General features: G+C 38.9%; 15 protein-coding genes and 3 tRNA genes. 1 reads left to right on the forward strand and 17 read right to left on the reverse strand.

The window, feature by feature from the left end:
- Positions 1–2: 2 nt before the first annotated feature.
- The 17 genes from yycF to N782_RS07740 all read right to left on the reverse strand — a co-directional run bounded on the left by yycF (position 3) and on the right by N782_RS07740 (position 15738).
- Positions 3–707 carry a response regulator YycF gene (gene yycF / locus N782_RS07660; RefSeq protein ID WP_036818133.1) on the reverse strand — a complete coding sequence of 235 codons (705 nt, stop codon included), beginning with the start codon at positions 705–707 and terminating at the stop codon, positions 3–5.
- A gap of 270 nt (positions 708–977) precedes the next feature.
- Positions 978–2441, reverse strand: coding sequence for a M23 family metallopeptidase (locus N782_RS07665; protein WP_237582620.1), 1464 nt, complete (start codon positions 2439–2441; stop codon positions 978–980).
- A gap of 1437 nt (positions 2442–3878) precedes the next feature.
- Positions 3879–3951, reverse strand: a tRNA-Phe gene (locus N782_RS07670).
- A gap of 75 nt (positions 3952–4026) precedes the next feature.
- Positions 4027–4103, reverse strand: a tRNA-Asp gene (locus N782_RS07675).
- Between the two features lie 22 nt (positions 4104–4125).
- Positions 4126–4197: transfer RNA gene (locus N782_RS07680), tRNA-Glu, on the reverse strand.
- A gap of 164 nt (positions 4198–4361) precedes the next feature.
- A complete protein-coding gene (locus N782_RS07685; protein WP_036818136.1) occupies positions 4362–5660 on the reverse strand; it encodes an adenylosuccinate synthase in 1299 nt (432 codons plus the stop codon).
- Between the two features lie 356 nt (positions 5661–6016).
- Positions 6017–7366: a replicative DNA helicase gene (dnaB, locus tag N782_RS07690; RefSeq protein WP_420805584.1), complete on the reverse strand. Its 1350-nt coding sequence runs from the start codon at positions 7364–7366 to the stop codon at positions 6017–6019.
- Between the two features lie 50 nt (positions 7367–7416).
- Positions 7417–7863: a 50S ribosomal protein L9 gene (gene rplI, locus N782_RS07695; RefSeq protein ID WP_036818140.1), complete on the reverse strand. Its 447-nt coding sequence runs from the start codon at positions 7861–7863 to the stop codon at positions 7417–7419.
- Positions 7863–9833, reverse strand: coding sequence for a DHH family phosphoesterase (locus tag N782_RS07700; protein WP_036818142.1), 1971 nt, complete (start codon positions 9831–9833; stop codon positions 7863–7865). Before N782_RS07700 ends, rplI begins: the two co-directional genes overlap by 1 nt.
- 24 nt (positions 9834–9857) lie before the next feature.
- Positions 9858–10802 carry a YybS family protein gene (locus N782_RS07705; protein WP_036818143.1) on the reverse strand — a complete coding sequence of 315 codons (945 nt, stop codon included), beginning with the start codon at positions 10800–10802 and terminating at the stop codon, positions 9858–9860.
- A 284-nt stretch (positions 10803–11086) separates the two neighbouring features.
- Positions 11087–11314, reverse strand: coding sequence for a 30S ribosomal protein S18 (rpsR, locus tag N782_RS07710; RefSeq protein WP_036818145.1), 228 nt, complete (start codon positions 11312–11314; stop codon positions 11087–11089).
- 25 nt (positions 11315–11339) lie between these two features.
- Complete coding sequence (ssb, locus tag N782_RS07715) at positions 11340–11822, reverse strand: single-stranded DNA-binding protein (protein ID WP_036818147.1); 483 nt, start codon at positions 11820–11822, stop codon at positions 11340–11342.
- 11 nt (positions 11823–11833) lie between these two features.
- Positions 11834–12124, reverse strand: coding sequence for a 30S ribosomal protein S6 (gene rpsF, locus N782_RS07720; RefSeq protein ID WP_036818149.1), 291 nt, complete (start codon positions 12122–12124; stop codon positions 11834–11836).
- 122 nt (positions 12125–12246) lie between these two features.
- A complete protein-coding gene (ychF, locus tag N782_RS07725; RefSeq protein ID WP_036818151.1) occupies positions 12247–13347 on the reverse strand; it encodes a redox-regulated ATPase YchF in 1101 nt (366 codons plus the stop codon).
- Positions 13348–13562: 215 nt separating this feature from the next.
- On the reverse strand, positions 13563–13763 hold the full coding sequence (locus tag N782_RS07730) for a DUF951 domain-containing protein (protein ID WP_036818152.1): 201 nt from the start codon (positions 13761–13763) through the stop codon (positions 13563–13565).
- On the reverse strand, positions 13760–14665 hold the full coding sequence (locus tag N782_RS07735; protein ID WP_036818154.1) for a mechanosensitive ion channel family protein: 906 nt from the start codon (positions 14663–14665) through the stop codon (positions 13760–13762). The genes N782_RS07730 and N782_RS07735 overlap by 4 nt, the downstream gene beginning before the upstream one ends.
- Positions 14666–14721: 56 nt before the next feature.
- On the reverse strand, positions 14722–15738 hold the full coding sequence (locus N782_RS07740) for a YkvI family membrane protein (protein WP_036818156.1): 1017 nt from the start codon (positions 15736–15738) through the stop codon (positions 14722–14724).
- A gap of 90 nt (positions 15739–15828) precedes the next feature.
- On the opposite strand from N782_RS07740, the gene yyaC reads away from it, so the two are divergent.
- Complete coding sequence (yyaC, locus tag N782_RS07745; protein WP_052111233.1) at positions 15829–16467, forward strand: spore protease YyaC; 639 nt, start codon at positions 15829–15831, stop codon at positions 16465–16467.
- Positions 16468–16561: the final 94 nt, after the last annotated feature.

The following is a 16561-nucleotide window of genomic DNA, read 5'->3' on the forward strand; positions in this document are numbered from 1 at the left end:
AATTACTCCTGTTCAGGATTCCTTAAATAATAGCCGACCCCTCGTCTTGTAACAATCCACATCGGCGTACTTGGGCTCTCCTCAATTTTTTCTCGAAGTCTTCGAACTGTAACGTCAACCGTACGTACATCGCCGTAGTAATCATATCCCCATACGGTTTCTAAAAGATGCTCCCTGGTCATAACTTGTCCTATACTTCTTGCTAAATAATGAAGCAATTCAAACTCACGGTGTGTTAGTTCAATTTGCTCGCCATCTCTCGTTACGGTGTACGCATCAGGATGGATGACAAGTTTTCCTATTCTAATATCGTTGCTCGCTTTTGATTGGTCTTCAGGCTCATTTTGATGCCTTCTTAAATTAGCTTTAACACGTGCAATAAGCTCACGGTTATTAAATGGCTTGGTCACATAATCATCTGCACCAAGTTCTAAACCGAGCACCTTATCTATTTCTGAATCCTTAGCGGTCAACATGATAATCGGCATATTGTGGTTCTTACGGATTTCACGGCATACTTCCATGCCATCTTTATTCGGAAGCATTATGTCAAGAAGAATAAGGTCTGGCTGCTCTTGATAGGCAAGCTCAATTGCTTCATCCCCATCATACGCACAAACCACTTGATATCCTTCTTTTTCCAAATTAAATTTTAATATATCTGCTATAGGTTTTTCATCATCTACGACTAAAATTTTAAAATTCATCAAGATCCCTCTCTCTATTAAGGACTTTTTCATTGTAATGCGGAAACCATACTACTAATACTTTATTCTAACGTATTTTACGAAAAATGTCTTTTTCTTACCTATGCGTTTACTCACTCTATTCTACTATAGCTGTAATTAATAGAAAAATACGACTAACAACCTAGGAAGAATAAAAGAGAAAGGGCCCGAAATTTTCTCCACTTTCTGAAGAAAGTATCCCTCATCAATAATGTAAAAAAGCCTCTAGCAACTGCTAGAGGCTTACTTTTATTTATTCACATATGTTAGTGGGTTTTGTAATTCCCCATTTTTGTACAATTCAAAATGCAAGTGAGTTCCTGTTGAATGCCCTGTTGAACCCATCACTCCGATAGCCTGGCCTTTCCGAACTGTTTGACCAACGCTTACTTTGATAGAAGACATATGAGCATAAATAGTTTTGTAGCCGTTATTGTGGTTGATGACAACTTTATTGCCATATCCGCCATGCCTACCAGCTTCTACTACTTTACCATTATCTGATGCTTTAATAGTACGATCACTTACCCCTGCAATATCAATGCCTTTGTGATAAGATCCCCATCTCGGTCCTTGTTTGCTAGTAAGAACTCCACCAACCGTTGGCCATGCAAAGTTACCTGTACCACGAGAGGGAATAACTTTCGTACCTTTAATAATGATTTTCTTTTGAGCCTCTTTTGAAACCGTCTCACTTAGTACTTCTTCGCGAATAACTTTACCATTTTTCTTGGTAATCTTATATTCCGTTTCTTTCGTTCCATCAGAACCTTCTTGCTTTACTTTTTGCTCACCTTTATACATATCATCTGATTCTTTAACTTCTGTTTTATATTCAATTGTGCTTTCTTCTTTCTTTTCTTCAACAACTATCACATCAAGATAAGATTGATAATCCGTGACGTTTATTTCTTGTCCTACACTTACGACATCATTTTCACTTAAATTATCGTTTAAATCTAAAATATCTTGGGTAGATAAATTGTAGTCATTCGCTATTTCACCAAGCACTTCACCTTTTTTCACAGTGTGAATTTTATCTTGTTTTGTTCCTTTTTGGAGCAAATTAACAAGTTCATCTGTGGTTAAGACCTTTGTTGGTTTAACTTTCTGGCTAGAATATGAAACCTTCTCCGAAAGTTTTACGTCTACTATAGTAGAATCCCCATTCTTCAAATCTTTTTCTTTTAGATATGTAGGGTCTTCTAGCTTGGTTAGAACGCTTTCAGGTACATATTTCGTTTTTAATTTCTTGATAGCTTTCTCAGCTTCTTGTTGATTTTCCGTGTACCCAACTACTTTGCCATCAACTTCTAGTTTAGTGGCATCTACCATAATGGATAGCTCTTCTTCTAATGAATTTATAACACTATCGTTGTCAAAAGAAGGCCGGAACATTTTTTCAGGTACATAGGAAACATCTTCCCCAACTGTTAGGGCAACATCTTCATGCTTCCCTTCAGCTGTTTGTACTCGTTCTTTTATATATGATTCAACTAGCTTTTGATCATCGACAGTGCCGACATGGTTTCCATCGACATACACATGATACACAGTAGGAATTTGGCTTTCAAAGTTTTGGGCGTAAACTGAGCCCATTGTAATTCCCATTCCCAATACAGTCGTCAATACTACCTTTTTCCAAAGGGAGCTTTGAGTGGGCTTTCTGGTATCAGCTGATGTGTCTGGACTTTTCTGTTTCTTCATCCACATCCTCAATATCCTCCTACCATTTTTACCCTTATAACGTTTATTTTTTTCTCTCTCTATATAAAACGATTTTGGTAATTTATTGTCACTTAGATAATCTATCATACTCTTGTTATTAAAATAAATAGGTTTAGATACGATGTAATACACTTGTATTATTGTTTCCAATAAAGAACCAATAAGGGGTTGTATAATTCATCTTTTAGTGTAATTTTTCATTTTTTGCGAGCGATACATTACAGATTATAGGCGAAATTATTACATTTTTATTACGTTAATAATTTCCCATTAGGTGCCAATATACCTAGTATTTTCCTACCTTTTTGACACTAATTTCCTACAAAACTCACTGATTTTCATGGATATTTGCAATTACATTGTAAAAAGTTACTTTTGTTTTGAGTTTTTGCAAATAACTAAACATCCTAGAGTATCAGGTTTTTATTTAAGGCTGTTAATGTTTAGTGTTGATTTTGGAATTAACTAGTAATAGTAGTCTTATTCAAGATAAGAAGTATAATCTGGAAGACTTGGATTCGAGATATTATTGGTTAGGGCGTGGGTCCGATGCTTAGTGAGGGTTAGGGATGGGTGGGAAACAGCTCGCGTCCTGCGGGCGGCCCTACACGACGTAGGGTCGTTCGACGTTGTCACACGATGTGACGGTCTTAGTCGAACCTCCCCTTCTCAAGCTACCTTCGAGAAAAGCACCCTCAGGGGATCTCGCCTACCTCTTTCTCCCGCGGGAGTCTCCCCGTTTCCCACCCATCCCTGCTAAAATGTTGCGATCGGACTCGTCTCTACGTAGGAACTTTTTTTGACGGACATATAATCTCTTATTTACTGTAAAAAACCTATTTTGTAGAGGCTTGCGGACATATGGTATCTTATTTGTGAAAAAACACACTACATTAAGGTGATTTAGGCCAAATAGCGAACTGAATGTCCGTTACGAATGCAAAATAGCCTGCAAATCGAAGAATAAGAGACTATATGTCCGCGAGCATAGCATAACTATGTGTGTCCTAAACCATTCATCGCTTCGGGGATACTACAATTCAGAAAACTTCCTACTCTAATCAGGCCATGTTTCCGTTCATCTCAATAAAAGCAAAGGTGGCCGTGGAACGACGAGACTCCCGCCGGAGAAAGAGGTAGGCAAGACCCCGGAAAGCCCCGACCTTGGGCTTGAGGAGGCTTGCCAGCTCGCCGGCAGGACGCGAGTTGTTCCACGGCCACCTTTATTCCATTTAAAGAAACGGAAACATCTCTCATCCCCATAATATCTCGAATCCAAGTCTTCAACATAATGGTGCTTACATGGAAAAACATAAAACTATTTCATATTATATCAACAACAAACTTTGACAGAGGCTTATGTAAAGTAATCCTACACAATAAAAAATAGGAATCACCTATGAAGGTGACTCCTATTTAGGATGGCTCAGGACGGAATCGAACCGCCGACACACGGATTTTCAGTCCGTTGCTCTACCGACTGAGCTACTGAGCCGTTTATAATAGTAATGCCGCTTCCTATTACTGAGAGTAAGAAGCTTTTTCAGGATGTTCGTTCTTGCTAATAAAATGGCGGTCCGGACGGGACTCGAACCCGCGACCTCCTGCGTGACAGGCAGGCATTCTAACCAACTGAACTACCGGACCTTTATTTATGTATGAGAACAAGTGACCCGTACGGGATTCGAACCCGTGTTACTGCCGTGAAAGGGCAGTGTCTTAACCACTTGACCAACGGGCCAAAATAAGAAATGCTTTACTAAGTGACAGCAATAATAATATTAGCATGTTGTTGTTCTTTTTACAATAGTTTTTTTGGAAAAACAAATATTCTTTTATTAAATAGTTTCATAGTAACGTAAAAGACTACCATGTAAAACGTACATAGTAGTCTTTTTTTTGTCGTTATACTGATTTTGTTTGGTAAATATCAATCATTACATTTGTTTGGGATCGGTCAGGTCCTACAGAAAATACTGCAAGTGGAATTCCTGTTAATTCTGAAGCTCGCTTCACGTAATGTTGAGCATTTTCCGGTAAATCCTCGAAGTTACGGACATCTGTAATATCTTCTGTCCATCCAGGCATTTCTTCATAAACGGGTTCACATTTTGCCAACTCATTCAAGTTTGCAGGAAACTCTTCTAGAAGTTCACCATTATACATATAAGCCGTACAAATCTTTAATGTTTCAATTCCTGTTAGCACATCGATTGAGTTTAACGATAGGGCAGTGATACCACTAACACGACGTGCATGGCGAACGACTACCGTGTCAAACCAACCCACTCTACGTGGACGGCCTGTAGTTGTACCATATTCACGGCCAACTTCACGTATCTGATTCCCAACCTCACCATGTAGCTCAGTAGGGAATGGGCCATCACCAACACGTGTCGTGTACGCTTTTGATACACCCATGACATGGTGAATTTTCGTTGGTCCTACACCTGCACCCACTGTTACTCCACCTGCAGTTGGATTTGAAGATGTAACGAAAGGATATGTTCCTTGATCAATATCAAGCATTACTCCCTGAGCTCCCTCAAATAAAACAGGCTCATCAGCATCAATAGCATCATTTAATACCTTCGATGCGTCGCAAACATATTTGGCAAGTTGTTGACCATAACTATAGTATTCTTCAAAAATTTCCTCAGCAGACATCACTTCATCGTTATAAATATGTTTAAAGTAAAGGTTTTTCTCTGCTACATTTTGTTGTAATCTCTCACGGAATGTGTCAGCATCCAGTAAATCAGCAATACGAATGCCAACGCGAGCTGCCTTATCCATATAGGCAGGACCAATACCTTTTTTCGTTGTTCCAATCTTTTGATCACCTTTTTGCGCCTCTTGTAGTTCATCTAGTTTTATGTGATAAGGTAAGATGACTTGAGCACGGTTGCTTATGCGCAAATTATCAGTTGATATATTACGATCATGTAAGTAAGTAAGTTCTTTTAACAATGCTTTTGGATTGATAACCATCCCATTTCCCATGACACATTGCTTATCATCATAAAAAATCCCAGAAGGAATTAAATGTAGTTTATACGTTTCGCCTTCGAATTGAATGGTATGACCGGCATTGTCTCCACCCTGGTAACGAGCCACGACATTAGCCTGTTGTGATAAAAAATCTGTAATCTTTCCTTTTCCTTCATCTCCCCATTGCGTTCCAACCACAACTACTGAAGACATATATGGCACCTCCGCCTTTGAAACATTAGCATTTTGTTGACAACATTTGTAGCTTATCAGGATAAGTAAAAAAAGTCAATGCAGAACACGAACATTAAGTCTATGAACTTATTTATTGTTCGATAATACGGTTTTTAACTCCTTAAGAAAAGCGCAAGCGCCTTGGTCACCCCCGACAGGCTTAAGACAAGCCTCGAAGTGGCGCTTTTTTGCCACAGCGAGGCTTGTCTTAAGACCCCGAGGGGGTAGGCGCTGGAGCTAGACATGTATGCGCCAGAAACTTATGCTTTCTTTACTTTTAAAAAAGACCTGCTATATCCTGTATAACAAGTCTTGAAGATACTATATTGATGTTGCTAAGCTGGTGGGATATCACTTTCATCATATCGATGATCCAAGTCTACGAATTTGTTGTACTCTTTTACAAAGGCAAGCTCAACCGTTCCGACTGGACCGTTACGTTGTTTTGCTAGAATAATTTCGATAATATTTTGTCGTTCTGAGTCTTGCTCGTAATAGTCATCACGATACAGGAAACCTACAATATCGGCGTCCTGCTCAATACTTCCCGATTCACGTATATCTGACATCATCGGACGCTTATCCTGACGACTTTCAACACCACGAGATAGCTGAGAAAGAGCGATGAGTGGAACATTTAATTCACGGGCTAACCCTTTTAACGCCCTAGAAATTTCAGAAACTTCTTGTTGTCTGTTTTCTTTAGAATTTCCATCACCTTGAATTAGCTGCAAGTAATCAATCAAGATCATACCAAGACCATGCTCTTGCTTCAGTCTACGACATTTGGAACGAATTTCATTCACTCTAATTCCTGGAGTATCATCTATGAATATACCTGCATTGGACAAGCTTCCCATTGCCATGGTCAGCTTTCCCCAGTCCTCGGTTTCTAAATGACCTGTACGAAGACTTTGGGCATTTATATTACCTTCCGCACATAGCATACGCATTACTAGTTGCTCTGCACCCATCTCTAGAGAGAAGATGGCTACGTTCTCTCCAGTATGTGTAGCTACATTTTGAGCAATATTCAAAGCAAAAGCCGTTTTCCCCACAGAAGGACGTGCTGCGATGATAATAAGATCATTTTTTTGGAATCCTGATGTCATTCCATCTAGGTCCCTAAATCCTGTTGGAACACCTGTCACCTCTTCGTCATGATGGTGCAGTTGTTCAATGTTATCATACACCTCGATCAGAACGTCTTTAATGTTTTTAAAACGACCGGAATCCTTGCGTTGTGCGACCTCTAAAATGGATTTCTCAGCGTCATTTAGGACTGATTCTACTTCTCCCTCATCAGAGAAACCACTCGCCACAATGCTTGTAGCTGTTTTGATTAAACGTCTGAGTATAGATTTTTCTTCTACAATTTTTGTGTAATATTCAATATTAGCTGCAGTAGGCACGGAGTTCGCTAAATCACTTAAATAGGAGACCCCGCCGATCTCGTCCAACGTTTTCATATTAGAAAGTGCCGTTGTAACCGTTACAAGATCAATAGGTTCTCCTTTTTCAGATAAACTCACCATAGCTTCGTAGATCCGTTGATGACTTGCGCGATAGAAGTCATCAGGCATTAAGACTTCTGTAGCTGTAGCGATCGATTGAGGTTCTAAAAAAATAGCACCGAGCACCGCCTGCTCGGCTTCAATATTATGAGGCGGTGTTCGGTCGTTCATAAAGTCAGTCAAGAGCACTTCCTCCTTTTCTTTTTCAGAGGATGGATCTATTATTTTTCTGAAACATGGACTTTAATTGTACCTGTAACATCTTGATGTAATTTAACAGGAACATTCGTATAACCAAGCGTACGAATAGGAGAATCCATCTCAATTTTTCGTTTGTCTATTTTGATGCCGTGAGTCTTATTCAGTTCATCGGCAATATGCTTACTTGTAATGGAACCGAATAGGCTTCCTTTATCTCCTGATTTAGCTTGTAGCTCTACAGTCATATCAGCTAGCGTTTCTTTCAAACGCTTCGCTTCGTCTACTTCTTCTTGTTCCCGTTCTTCTTCTTTCTTCTTCTTTGCGTCTAATGCTTTTAAGTTACCTTTTGTAGCCTCAACTGCAAGGTTATGCTTCAATAAATAGTTGCGGGCATACCCTTCAGAAACATCCTTCACTTCACCTTTTTTACCTTTACCTTTAACGTCTTGATTAAAGATTACCTTCATTATTCCGTTCCCCCTTCTAAATAGTCATCTATAATTTCTTTTAGTTGGTCTTCTGCATCTTCAATAGATGAATCGGATAATTGAGTGGCGGCGTTCGTTAAATGTCCACCACCATTCATGCTTTCCATAATTACCTGGACATTAACATCACCTAGCGAACGAGCACTTATACCGATTCTACCATCTGAGCGTTCCGAAATAACAAAAGATGCTACAATTCCGCTCATTGTCAGCAATGTATCGGCTGCTTGAGCAATGATAACAGGTCCATAGGTTTCACCTGTTTCCGCTTTGGAGATAGCAATGCCTTCACGATATACTTGAGCCCGTTCTATGAGACGGCTGCGCCTTACATAGACATCTAAGTCTTCTTTCATAAACTTCTGGACAAGTACGGTATCTGCCCCTTTTGAGCGCAAGTAACTTGCCGCATCAAAGGTTCTAGAACCCGTTCTCAGTGTGAAGCTCTTTGTATCCACGATAATACCAGCAAGTAATGCAGTTGACTCTAGCATATTTAACTTCAATTTCTTTGGTTGGTATTCTAACATTTCTGTAACCAATTCAGCAGTGGATGAGGCATATGGTTCCATATAAACAAGTGTTGGATCATCAATAAACTCTTCTGCACGCCTGTGGTGGTCAATAACAACAACGTGTTCGGTTCTATTTAATAACCTTTCTTCAATAACAAGAGAAGGCTTATGGGTATCAACGACGACAAGTAACGTATTTTTGCTGACCACTTCATGTGCTTCTTCAGGAGAAACAAACCATGAATACAGTTGTTCATTCTCTTGGATTTCTTCCATTAAACGCTGCACACCCGTATTCATTTCATCAGGGTCATATACGACAAATCCATCTTTATCATTTGCTTGCGCTACTTTTAATATGCCAATACAAGCACCAATGGAATCCATGTCTGGGTTCTTATGTCCCATAACAAGTACCTTGTCCGCTTCTTGAACTAACTGCTTCAAGGCGTGGGAGATAACACGTGCACGAACCCTTGTCCGCTTCTCCATTGGATTCGTCTTCCCGCCATAAAAGCGAACCTTACCATTTTCATCTTTAATTGCCACTTGGTCTCCACCACGCCCTAAGGCTAGATCGAGACTGGATTGAGCTAATTCCCCTAATTCAGGTAAAGATGCTTCTCCGACGCCAATACCAAAGCTTAACGTAAGAGGAACATTTTTATCTGAAATAAGTTCTCTCACTTCGTCTAAAATATCAAATTTGGAACGCTCTAGTTTTGATAATATTTGCTGGTTCATGACTGCAAAAAATTTATCCTGCGAGGAACGCTTTAAATAAACTCCATTTTCTTGGGACCATTGATTTAATATAGATGTTACCTGCGAGTTGATATGACTTTTCGCTGTATCATCCATGGCTTGGGTAATTTCTTCGTAGTTGTCCAAAAATATAATGGCTAATACGGTTCGATCGTTTTGATAGAGGTTCTGTATTTCAGTCTGTTTCGTCCGATCAAACAGATAAAGCAGTCGTTCATTTTTTTTGATGACGGTTTGAAGCTGGTAATTTTCTACGGAAATCCATACTTCTCCTTTATCTTCTTTGATATTTGGAATTAACTTATCCGATATTTCATTTAAAGACTCCCCTACAAGCGTATCTTGAGGATAAAATTTATTCATATAAGGATTCGCCCATTCAATATTAAAATCCTCACTAAATAAGACGATCCCAATCGGCATCTCCATCAACGCTTCTTCTCCCACTTTTTTTACTCGATGAGAGAGGGTGGATATATATTCTTCTGTTTCATTGATTAAATATTGTTCTGTTCGAACACTATAATAGACCGACGCAGCCAAAAATGCGGTCATAACTAAACCGAGCTTCCACTCGAAGTAGAAGATGAGCCCTAGAAATAATACGGAAAGTGTATAAATCACCCATAAGTGACTGCTCAATTTTGGTTTTTTAAAGAAATTCGGCATGACCGTCATCTCCTAAACTAATTATCAATCTTTCTTATTTGAAAGACGCTCTCGTAAAGAAAAGCCTAAATCAATTATACCTAAGATTCGTACAGGATAAAGTAATAAGAATGGTAATAGTAGGGTTATTACTACACCAGTAATCGGAAATGCCTTTGATAATTTCTTTTCATAGGCATAAGCAAACATGAAAGATAGCCCTTGAAGCGTTATAAAAAAGCCCGTAAAGGTATAAGCATTTTGTACTGCTTCCTTCCATATTGTCCCTTGTTCGAAGTCAAACCATGTTGCGATTACAGCTATTAAATAATACCATAATAACACTTTCGGAAAGGACAAGCTTCTAATTGGTGGAAAATAAAATGATTCATTAAACAGTTTATTCATCATTTTAAACCCTAACCAAAGAGTTATAAAGGCTAATCCAACTGCAAAAATCCCCATGAAACTTGGTAATAGGACAGTGACTTGTGAGAATTGTTCCTCTAGTAACTGCAATTGCTCCTCTGAAACAGAACTACCTACAGACTCCATTATTTGTTTGGACGTTTGGATTGATTCTTGTATATAGCCATCTATTTCTTCTATCCAATTGATATTAAACAACCAAAGTGATAATAGATAGAACATTACTATACCAATTACAAAGCCAACCGCTCCTTGAGCCCAGGCTTCGTATGGGTTTTTTCTTTGATGGATAGCTAGTCCAACTGCTACACCACCGAAGACCGCTATTGCTGTGAGGGGTAAGGAGTAGATGGTAGCTACAAACAAGGATATGAAAATGGCTCCTGCAGAAAAGGCTAATGCAGCCTTCCAACCATAACGGCTTGCAAAAAGTACAAACGGTAGAGGGAGTATAAATAGCGTAACGATTTCAATACCAGGTATAAATACGGTTGCCATTAAAATCATTAAATAGATTGCTGCATATAAAACTCCATCTTTCAGTACATTTGATTGTTTCATTGTACACTGCTCTCCTCTTCTAACTCGTACATATCAGTTACGGTTTAAAGATACCAAATGGGCTCTTCCTAATCAATTCCCATCCCTCATAGAAAATAGTCATTTCTCAAGGTAACGTAACAGATATATTAATGAACATGATGAAAGAACACGACTCCTTATTTCACAAGGAAGCCATGTTCTTCCATAAAACTCTTCTAATTATGAGTAGAAACTGCTTTTTGACGTTATGAAAAAAGCACAGCGCTAAATGCTGTGCTTTTCCTATTCTTACAAGCTACCTATTAATCGTTCACGTAAGGCAATAATGCCATTTGACGTGCACGTTTAATCGCTCTTGTAAGTTTACGTTGATATTTTGCAGAAGTTCCTGTTACACGACGAGGAAGAATCTTTCCACGTTCAGAAACAAAACGCTTTAGAAGTTCTACATCTTTGTAATCAATGTGTGTAATTCCATTCGCTGTGAAATAACACACTTTTCTACGTTTCGCGCGACCACGACGAGCCATAGGGTATGACCTCCTTTATATTTAATTAAAACGGTAAATCGTCATCAGATATATCAATCGGTTCCCCATTGTCTGAGAATGGGTCCTCTTGGTTGGATTGGTTATTTTGGTTGTTTTGATTGTTCGAATAATTTTGGTTCTGATTAGACTGCTGGTATCCTTGTGAACCTGCGCCACCTGAAGAAGAGCCTTTCGTTTCCAAGAATTGTACACTATCAGCAACAACTTCTGTAACAAATACTCTTTTTCCTTCTGAGTTATCAAAACTACGGCTTTGCAAGCGTCCATCAACGCCTACCATACTACCTTTTTTCATGAAGTTAGCAAGGTTTTCGGCTGCTCGACGCCACACAACACAGTTAATGAAGTCTGCGTCTTTGCCTCCTTGTTGACTAGTAAAAGGTCTATTTACAGCAATTGTAAAATTCGCAACGGCAACTCCGTTGGGTGTATAGCGCAAATCAGGATCCTTAGTTAATCTGCCGACAAGAACGACACGATTTAACACAGAACCACTCCTTATTGATCATCTTCGCGTACAGCGATATGACGCATAATATCGTCGGAATACTTAGCCAGGCGGTCGAATTCGTTGATTGCTTCACGATCACCTTGGAATTTAATTACCACGTAGAAACCATCACGGAAATCGTTGATTTCGTATGCAAGACGACGCTTGCCCATGTCTTTGGTTTCTTTGATCTCCGCACCATTTTCAGTAAGAACATTATTAAAACGCTCAACTACTGATTTCTGAGATTCCTCATCAATGTTTGGGCGGATGATATACATGATTTCATAATTTCTCATCCGTCTTCACCTCCTTTTGGACTTACGGCCCTTCTCAGGGCAAGGAGTAATTCGTTTCGATTACTCACAATGTTGTATTATATCAAACTCGACAAGAAAATACAATAGGATTCCTGTACACGCTATACATTAAATCGGAAATGAATGACATCTCCATCTTTTACAAGATACTCTTTACCTTCTAATCGAACATTACCTTGCTCTTTTGCAACTGACATTTTACCGGCATTAACTAGGTCATCATACGCTACGGTCTCAGCGCGAATAAAGCCACGTTCGAAATCACTATGAATAATTCCAGCAGCTTGAGGGGCGGTCATTCCCTCTTTAAATGTCCACGCTCTTACTTCTTGTTCACCAGCTGTGAAATAGGTTGCTAGTCCTAGAAGATTATAAGTTGCTTTAATAAGCTGATCTAATCCAGACTCTGCAATGCCTAAATCATCAAGAAATTCTTCCTTTTCTTCCCCTTCAAGTTCAGCAATTTCAGATTCGATTTTTGCACAAACAACAATGACTTGTGCACCTTCATTCGCAGCAAATTCACGTACAGCTTGTACATTCTCGTTGCCACTAGGGTCAGCAATTTCATCTTCTCCAACGTTTGCTACATATAAAATTGGTTTAGATGTTAGTAAATGAAGTCCTTTTACAATCTTAGCTTGATCATCCGTGAATTCAAGTGCTCGTGCTGGAGTTTCATTTTCAAGCGCTTCTTGTAATTTCACTAGTACTTCGTGTTCAGCCATCGCTTCTTTATCTTTTTGGCGGACCATTTTTTGAACACGCTCAATGCGTTTATTAACAGACTCTAGGTCGGCTAAAATAAGCTCAAGGTTAATGGTTTCGATATCGCCAATTGGATCTACTCCACCGGATACGTGCGTAATATTATCATCTTGGAAGCAACGAACCACGTGACAAATGGCATCAACTTGGCGAATGTGAGAAAGAAATTGGTTTCCTAGTCCTTCTCCTTTACTTGCGCCTTTCACAATACCAGCAATATCAGTGAATTCAAATGCTGTTGGGATGGTTTTTTTCGGTTTCACAAGATCTGTTAGTGTGTCTAGACGACTATCTGGCACTTCTACAATGCCAACATTCGGATCTATCGTACAGAATGGGTAGTTCGCCGATTCTGCACCAGCTTGTGTAATTGCATTAAACAATGTTGATTTCCCTACGTTAGGTAGACCTACAATTCCAGCTGTAAGAGACATAAATAGTTACACTCCTTAAAGATTTCCTCTAAATAAACGTTTCGCAGTCATTCCAATTATAGTTACAGTTAACTAAATTGACAAGCTAAGAGAATAGAAAAACAAGGGAAAGATGTCCCCTTGTTTTCAAAAAATTACAAGACAATAAGCTTAAAGTAATTTAATCTTTATGCTTCATAATATAAATTGTGTTTCATGAGGAACAATTAAACCATCTATTCTTCCTCTGCTCTTTCTAACACTTTTTTCATTTTGGATTCAAATCGCCTACGAGGAATAAGAACACTATGACCGCATCCTTCGCATTTTATTCTAATATCCATGCCTAAACGGATAATTCTCCAGCGATTTTCACCACAAGGGTGAGCTTTTTTCATTTGAACAATATCATTTATATTATACGTTTGTTCAGTCACCGTTCTACACTCCCTTCTTTATAGGAATCCAATTGTTCCGTTTCTTCTGTTCGACTATACATGACAAGTCTAGGGAATGGGATTTCAATGCCCCGCTCGTCCATTCGATTTTTAAGCTCTTTGCGAATCATGCGCGCTATATGCCAATGCATCATCGGTTGAGTTTCAGCTATAACACGTAATACTACGTCTGATGATCCAAGGTTTTGTACACCTAATAACTCAGGCATGCTTACAATTTCCTGGTATCGCTCGGGAAGCTCGGTTAATAACTCCTCAATCGTTTCTTCCCCTTTCGCAATATCTCCTTCGTAGGAAATGCTTACATCGACTATGGCTATACTATTATGGATGGAATAGTTTGTTACTTCTTCTATACTCCCATTTGGTATAATATGCAACTTGCCTGTCCAATGCTTGATTTTTGTAGTGCGTAAGCCGATTTCTTCCACAAAGCCTTCTGAATTGGCAGTTTGAATGTAATCCCCAACTGAAAATTGGTCTTCAAATATAATGAAGAATCCAGTAATAACATCTTTAACAAGGTTCTGTGCTCCAAAGCCTATGGCGAGCCCTGCAATACCTGCTCCGGCAAGCATTGCGGATACATTGATACCTATATTTTGTAACACCATAATTGCAGCACCAAAATATACGGCATACGTCAGCGTATTTTCCAGCAATTTCACAAGTGTATTTTCTCGTCGTTCACTTATTTGAAAAGGTCCTCTTTTCCTTTTACGAAATACATTATGAATTATTTTTTTCCCTAATCGAATAATGATAAAGGATAAGAAGAGTATGAGTATAATCGTCGCAAATTTTTGTCCAACAACCAACCATACTTCAGGACCTGTAATGTAATCATAAAATGAATTCCATTCGTTTTTTAACGCATCCAAGCTCAGGCCTCCCCTCCCGTACAACATAATCCATGATACCTCATTTTATCAGGTTTTCAGTCCATTTTGTATCGATTTGTAATTGGATACAACAAAATACAGGATAATACATAAAGGTTTAACAATCCATACAAAGGATACAAGTATGTAATTAATGTTGAAAACCCAAAACTAGTTAATGGAATCATGAGGACAATCGTTATTAATGCCAATAACCAAAGAGGCCCCTTTAACCTTGACCGAAAACGTGTGATCAATCCAAGAACACCAGATGCGGCTGTCGTAAAGATGGCAATCCATAAGAGCATCGAGATGAATAGGAACATCTCATACGGGTAATGTTTAAGTATAGCAAACAGGGGAATTTCATAAAGTAAAATATCATCTGAAATTTGAATTAAGCTATTGTTATAAATGAACGATATACTTCCTAATAAAATACCGCTACCAACACTTGCAATCCACACCTCACCCTTATGTTTCATTTGATTACCAATTGCACCAAGTACTGCAATTAAGGGTAAGATATTTAAGGCGGTAAAAGGGAACGCCGCTGTCCAATTACGTTGTTCACCAAATGTAAATAAGGATAGTTCTTTTTGAACGGAAAACAAAATCAATACGTATAAGAGTCCACCAATTAATAAAGGTAGGATGATGCTATTCATCGATAAAATGCCTTTAATATCCCAAACGAAAACAAGAACTAAAGGGATTGCAATGGCTAAGATGCCAACCCAATAGGAGAAATGAAAAGCTTGCCAGGTCGCACCACTTCCAGCCAACATAATGACTGTTGTTGTAAAGAGGTATAGAATAATCATTCCATCGTAAATAAGAGTTAGCTTCTGTCCCACAATTGTGCGAAGAACAGGAAGGTAGTGCTTGGACTGCTGCTCAAAGCTAATTGATAAAATCACATTACATGATACGGTAAATAACATCGTAAATAAGAGTATAGCCAGTCCACTTTCATGACCAAAAAACTGCCATAATTCTCTTCCAGAAGCATAACCTGCGCCTATCATAGTACCAATGATTAAAAACATCCATTTGAATCCTGCACGAATCATTTCTTTTCCTCCTACCTTCTTTCTTCGAACATGTATAGATTTACGAAAAGCGCTGTATACTAATAACAATATGACTACGGAGGAAAAGCTATGAATCTAAAACGGAGACTTTTTTCTCAAAACCAAGAAGAACGGTATCATTATGAAGACGAAAAAATGCTGTTGAATTTGACGCAAACGTTAAAGGAATGGGTTCCAGCCAATAGAGACATTGTCATTGTTTGTATTGGAACAGACCGCTCTACTGGAGATTCTTTCGGTCCACTAATCGGTAGCTTACTGGAAGAAAAACGTTTACGAAACATCCAAGTGTACGGAACGTTAGATGAGCCTGTCCATGCAGTTAACTTAGCTGAAAAATTAGAGCATATTCATAAAACACATTCTCATCCATACATTATTGGCGTGGATGCATGCTTAGGCAAAGTCTCATCTGTAGGAAACATCATTCTTGGTCAAGGTCCTGTAAAACCAGGAGCAGCTGTCAAAAAGCAGCTACCAGATGTAGGAGAGATTCACCTTACTGGAGTAGTAAACGTAAGTGGATTCATGGAATACTTTGTACTGCAAAACACCCGCCTTCACTTAGTAATGCAAATGGCTAAAAAAGTAGCAAAAACCATTGATTCCTTTGATCGACAAATAACACTTTCTAGTACCCAGTCAACTAACAAAAAGACCGAGACCCTTACGAGGAAATTAGGTAATTGGACTCCAGTAAAAGAATAAAGAAGAGCGCAATCGCCTGAAGAAACTTATTCTTTCGTTGCTTCAAGAAAAGCGCAAGCGCCCGTTAAGCGACGTACAAACTGGACGGCTCCGT

Source organism: Pontibacillus yanchengensis Y32, from assembly GCF_000770635.1.
Lineage (GTDB): Bacteria > Bacillota > Bacilli > Bacillales > BH030062 > Pontibacillus > Pontibacillus yanchengensis.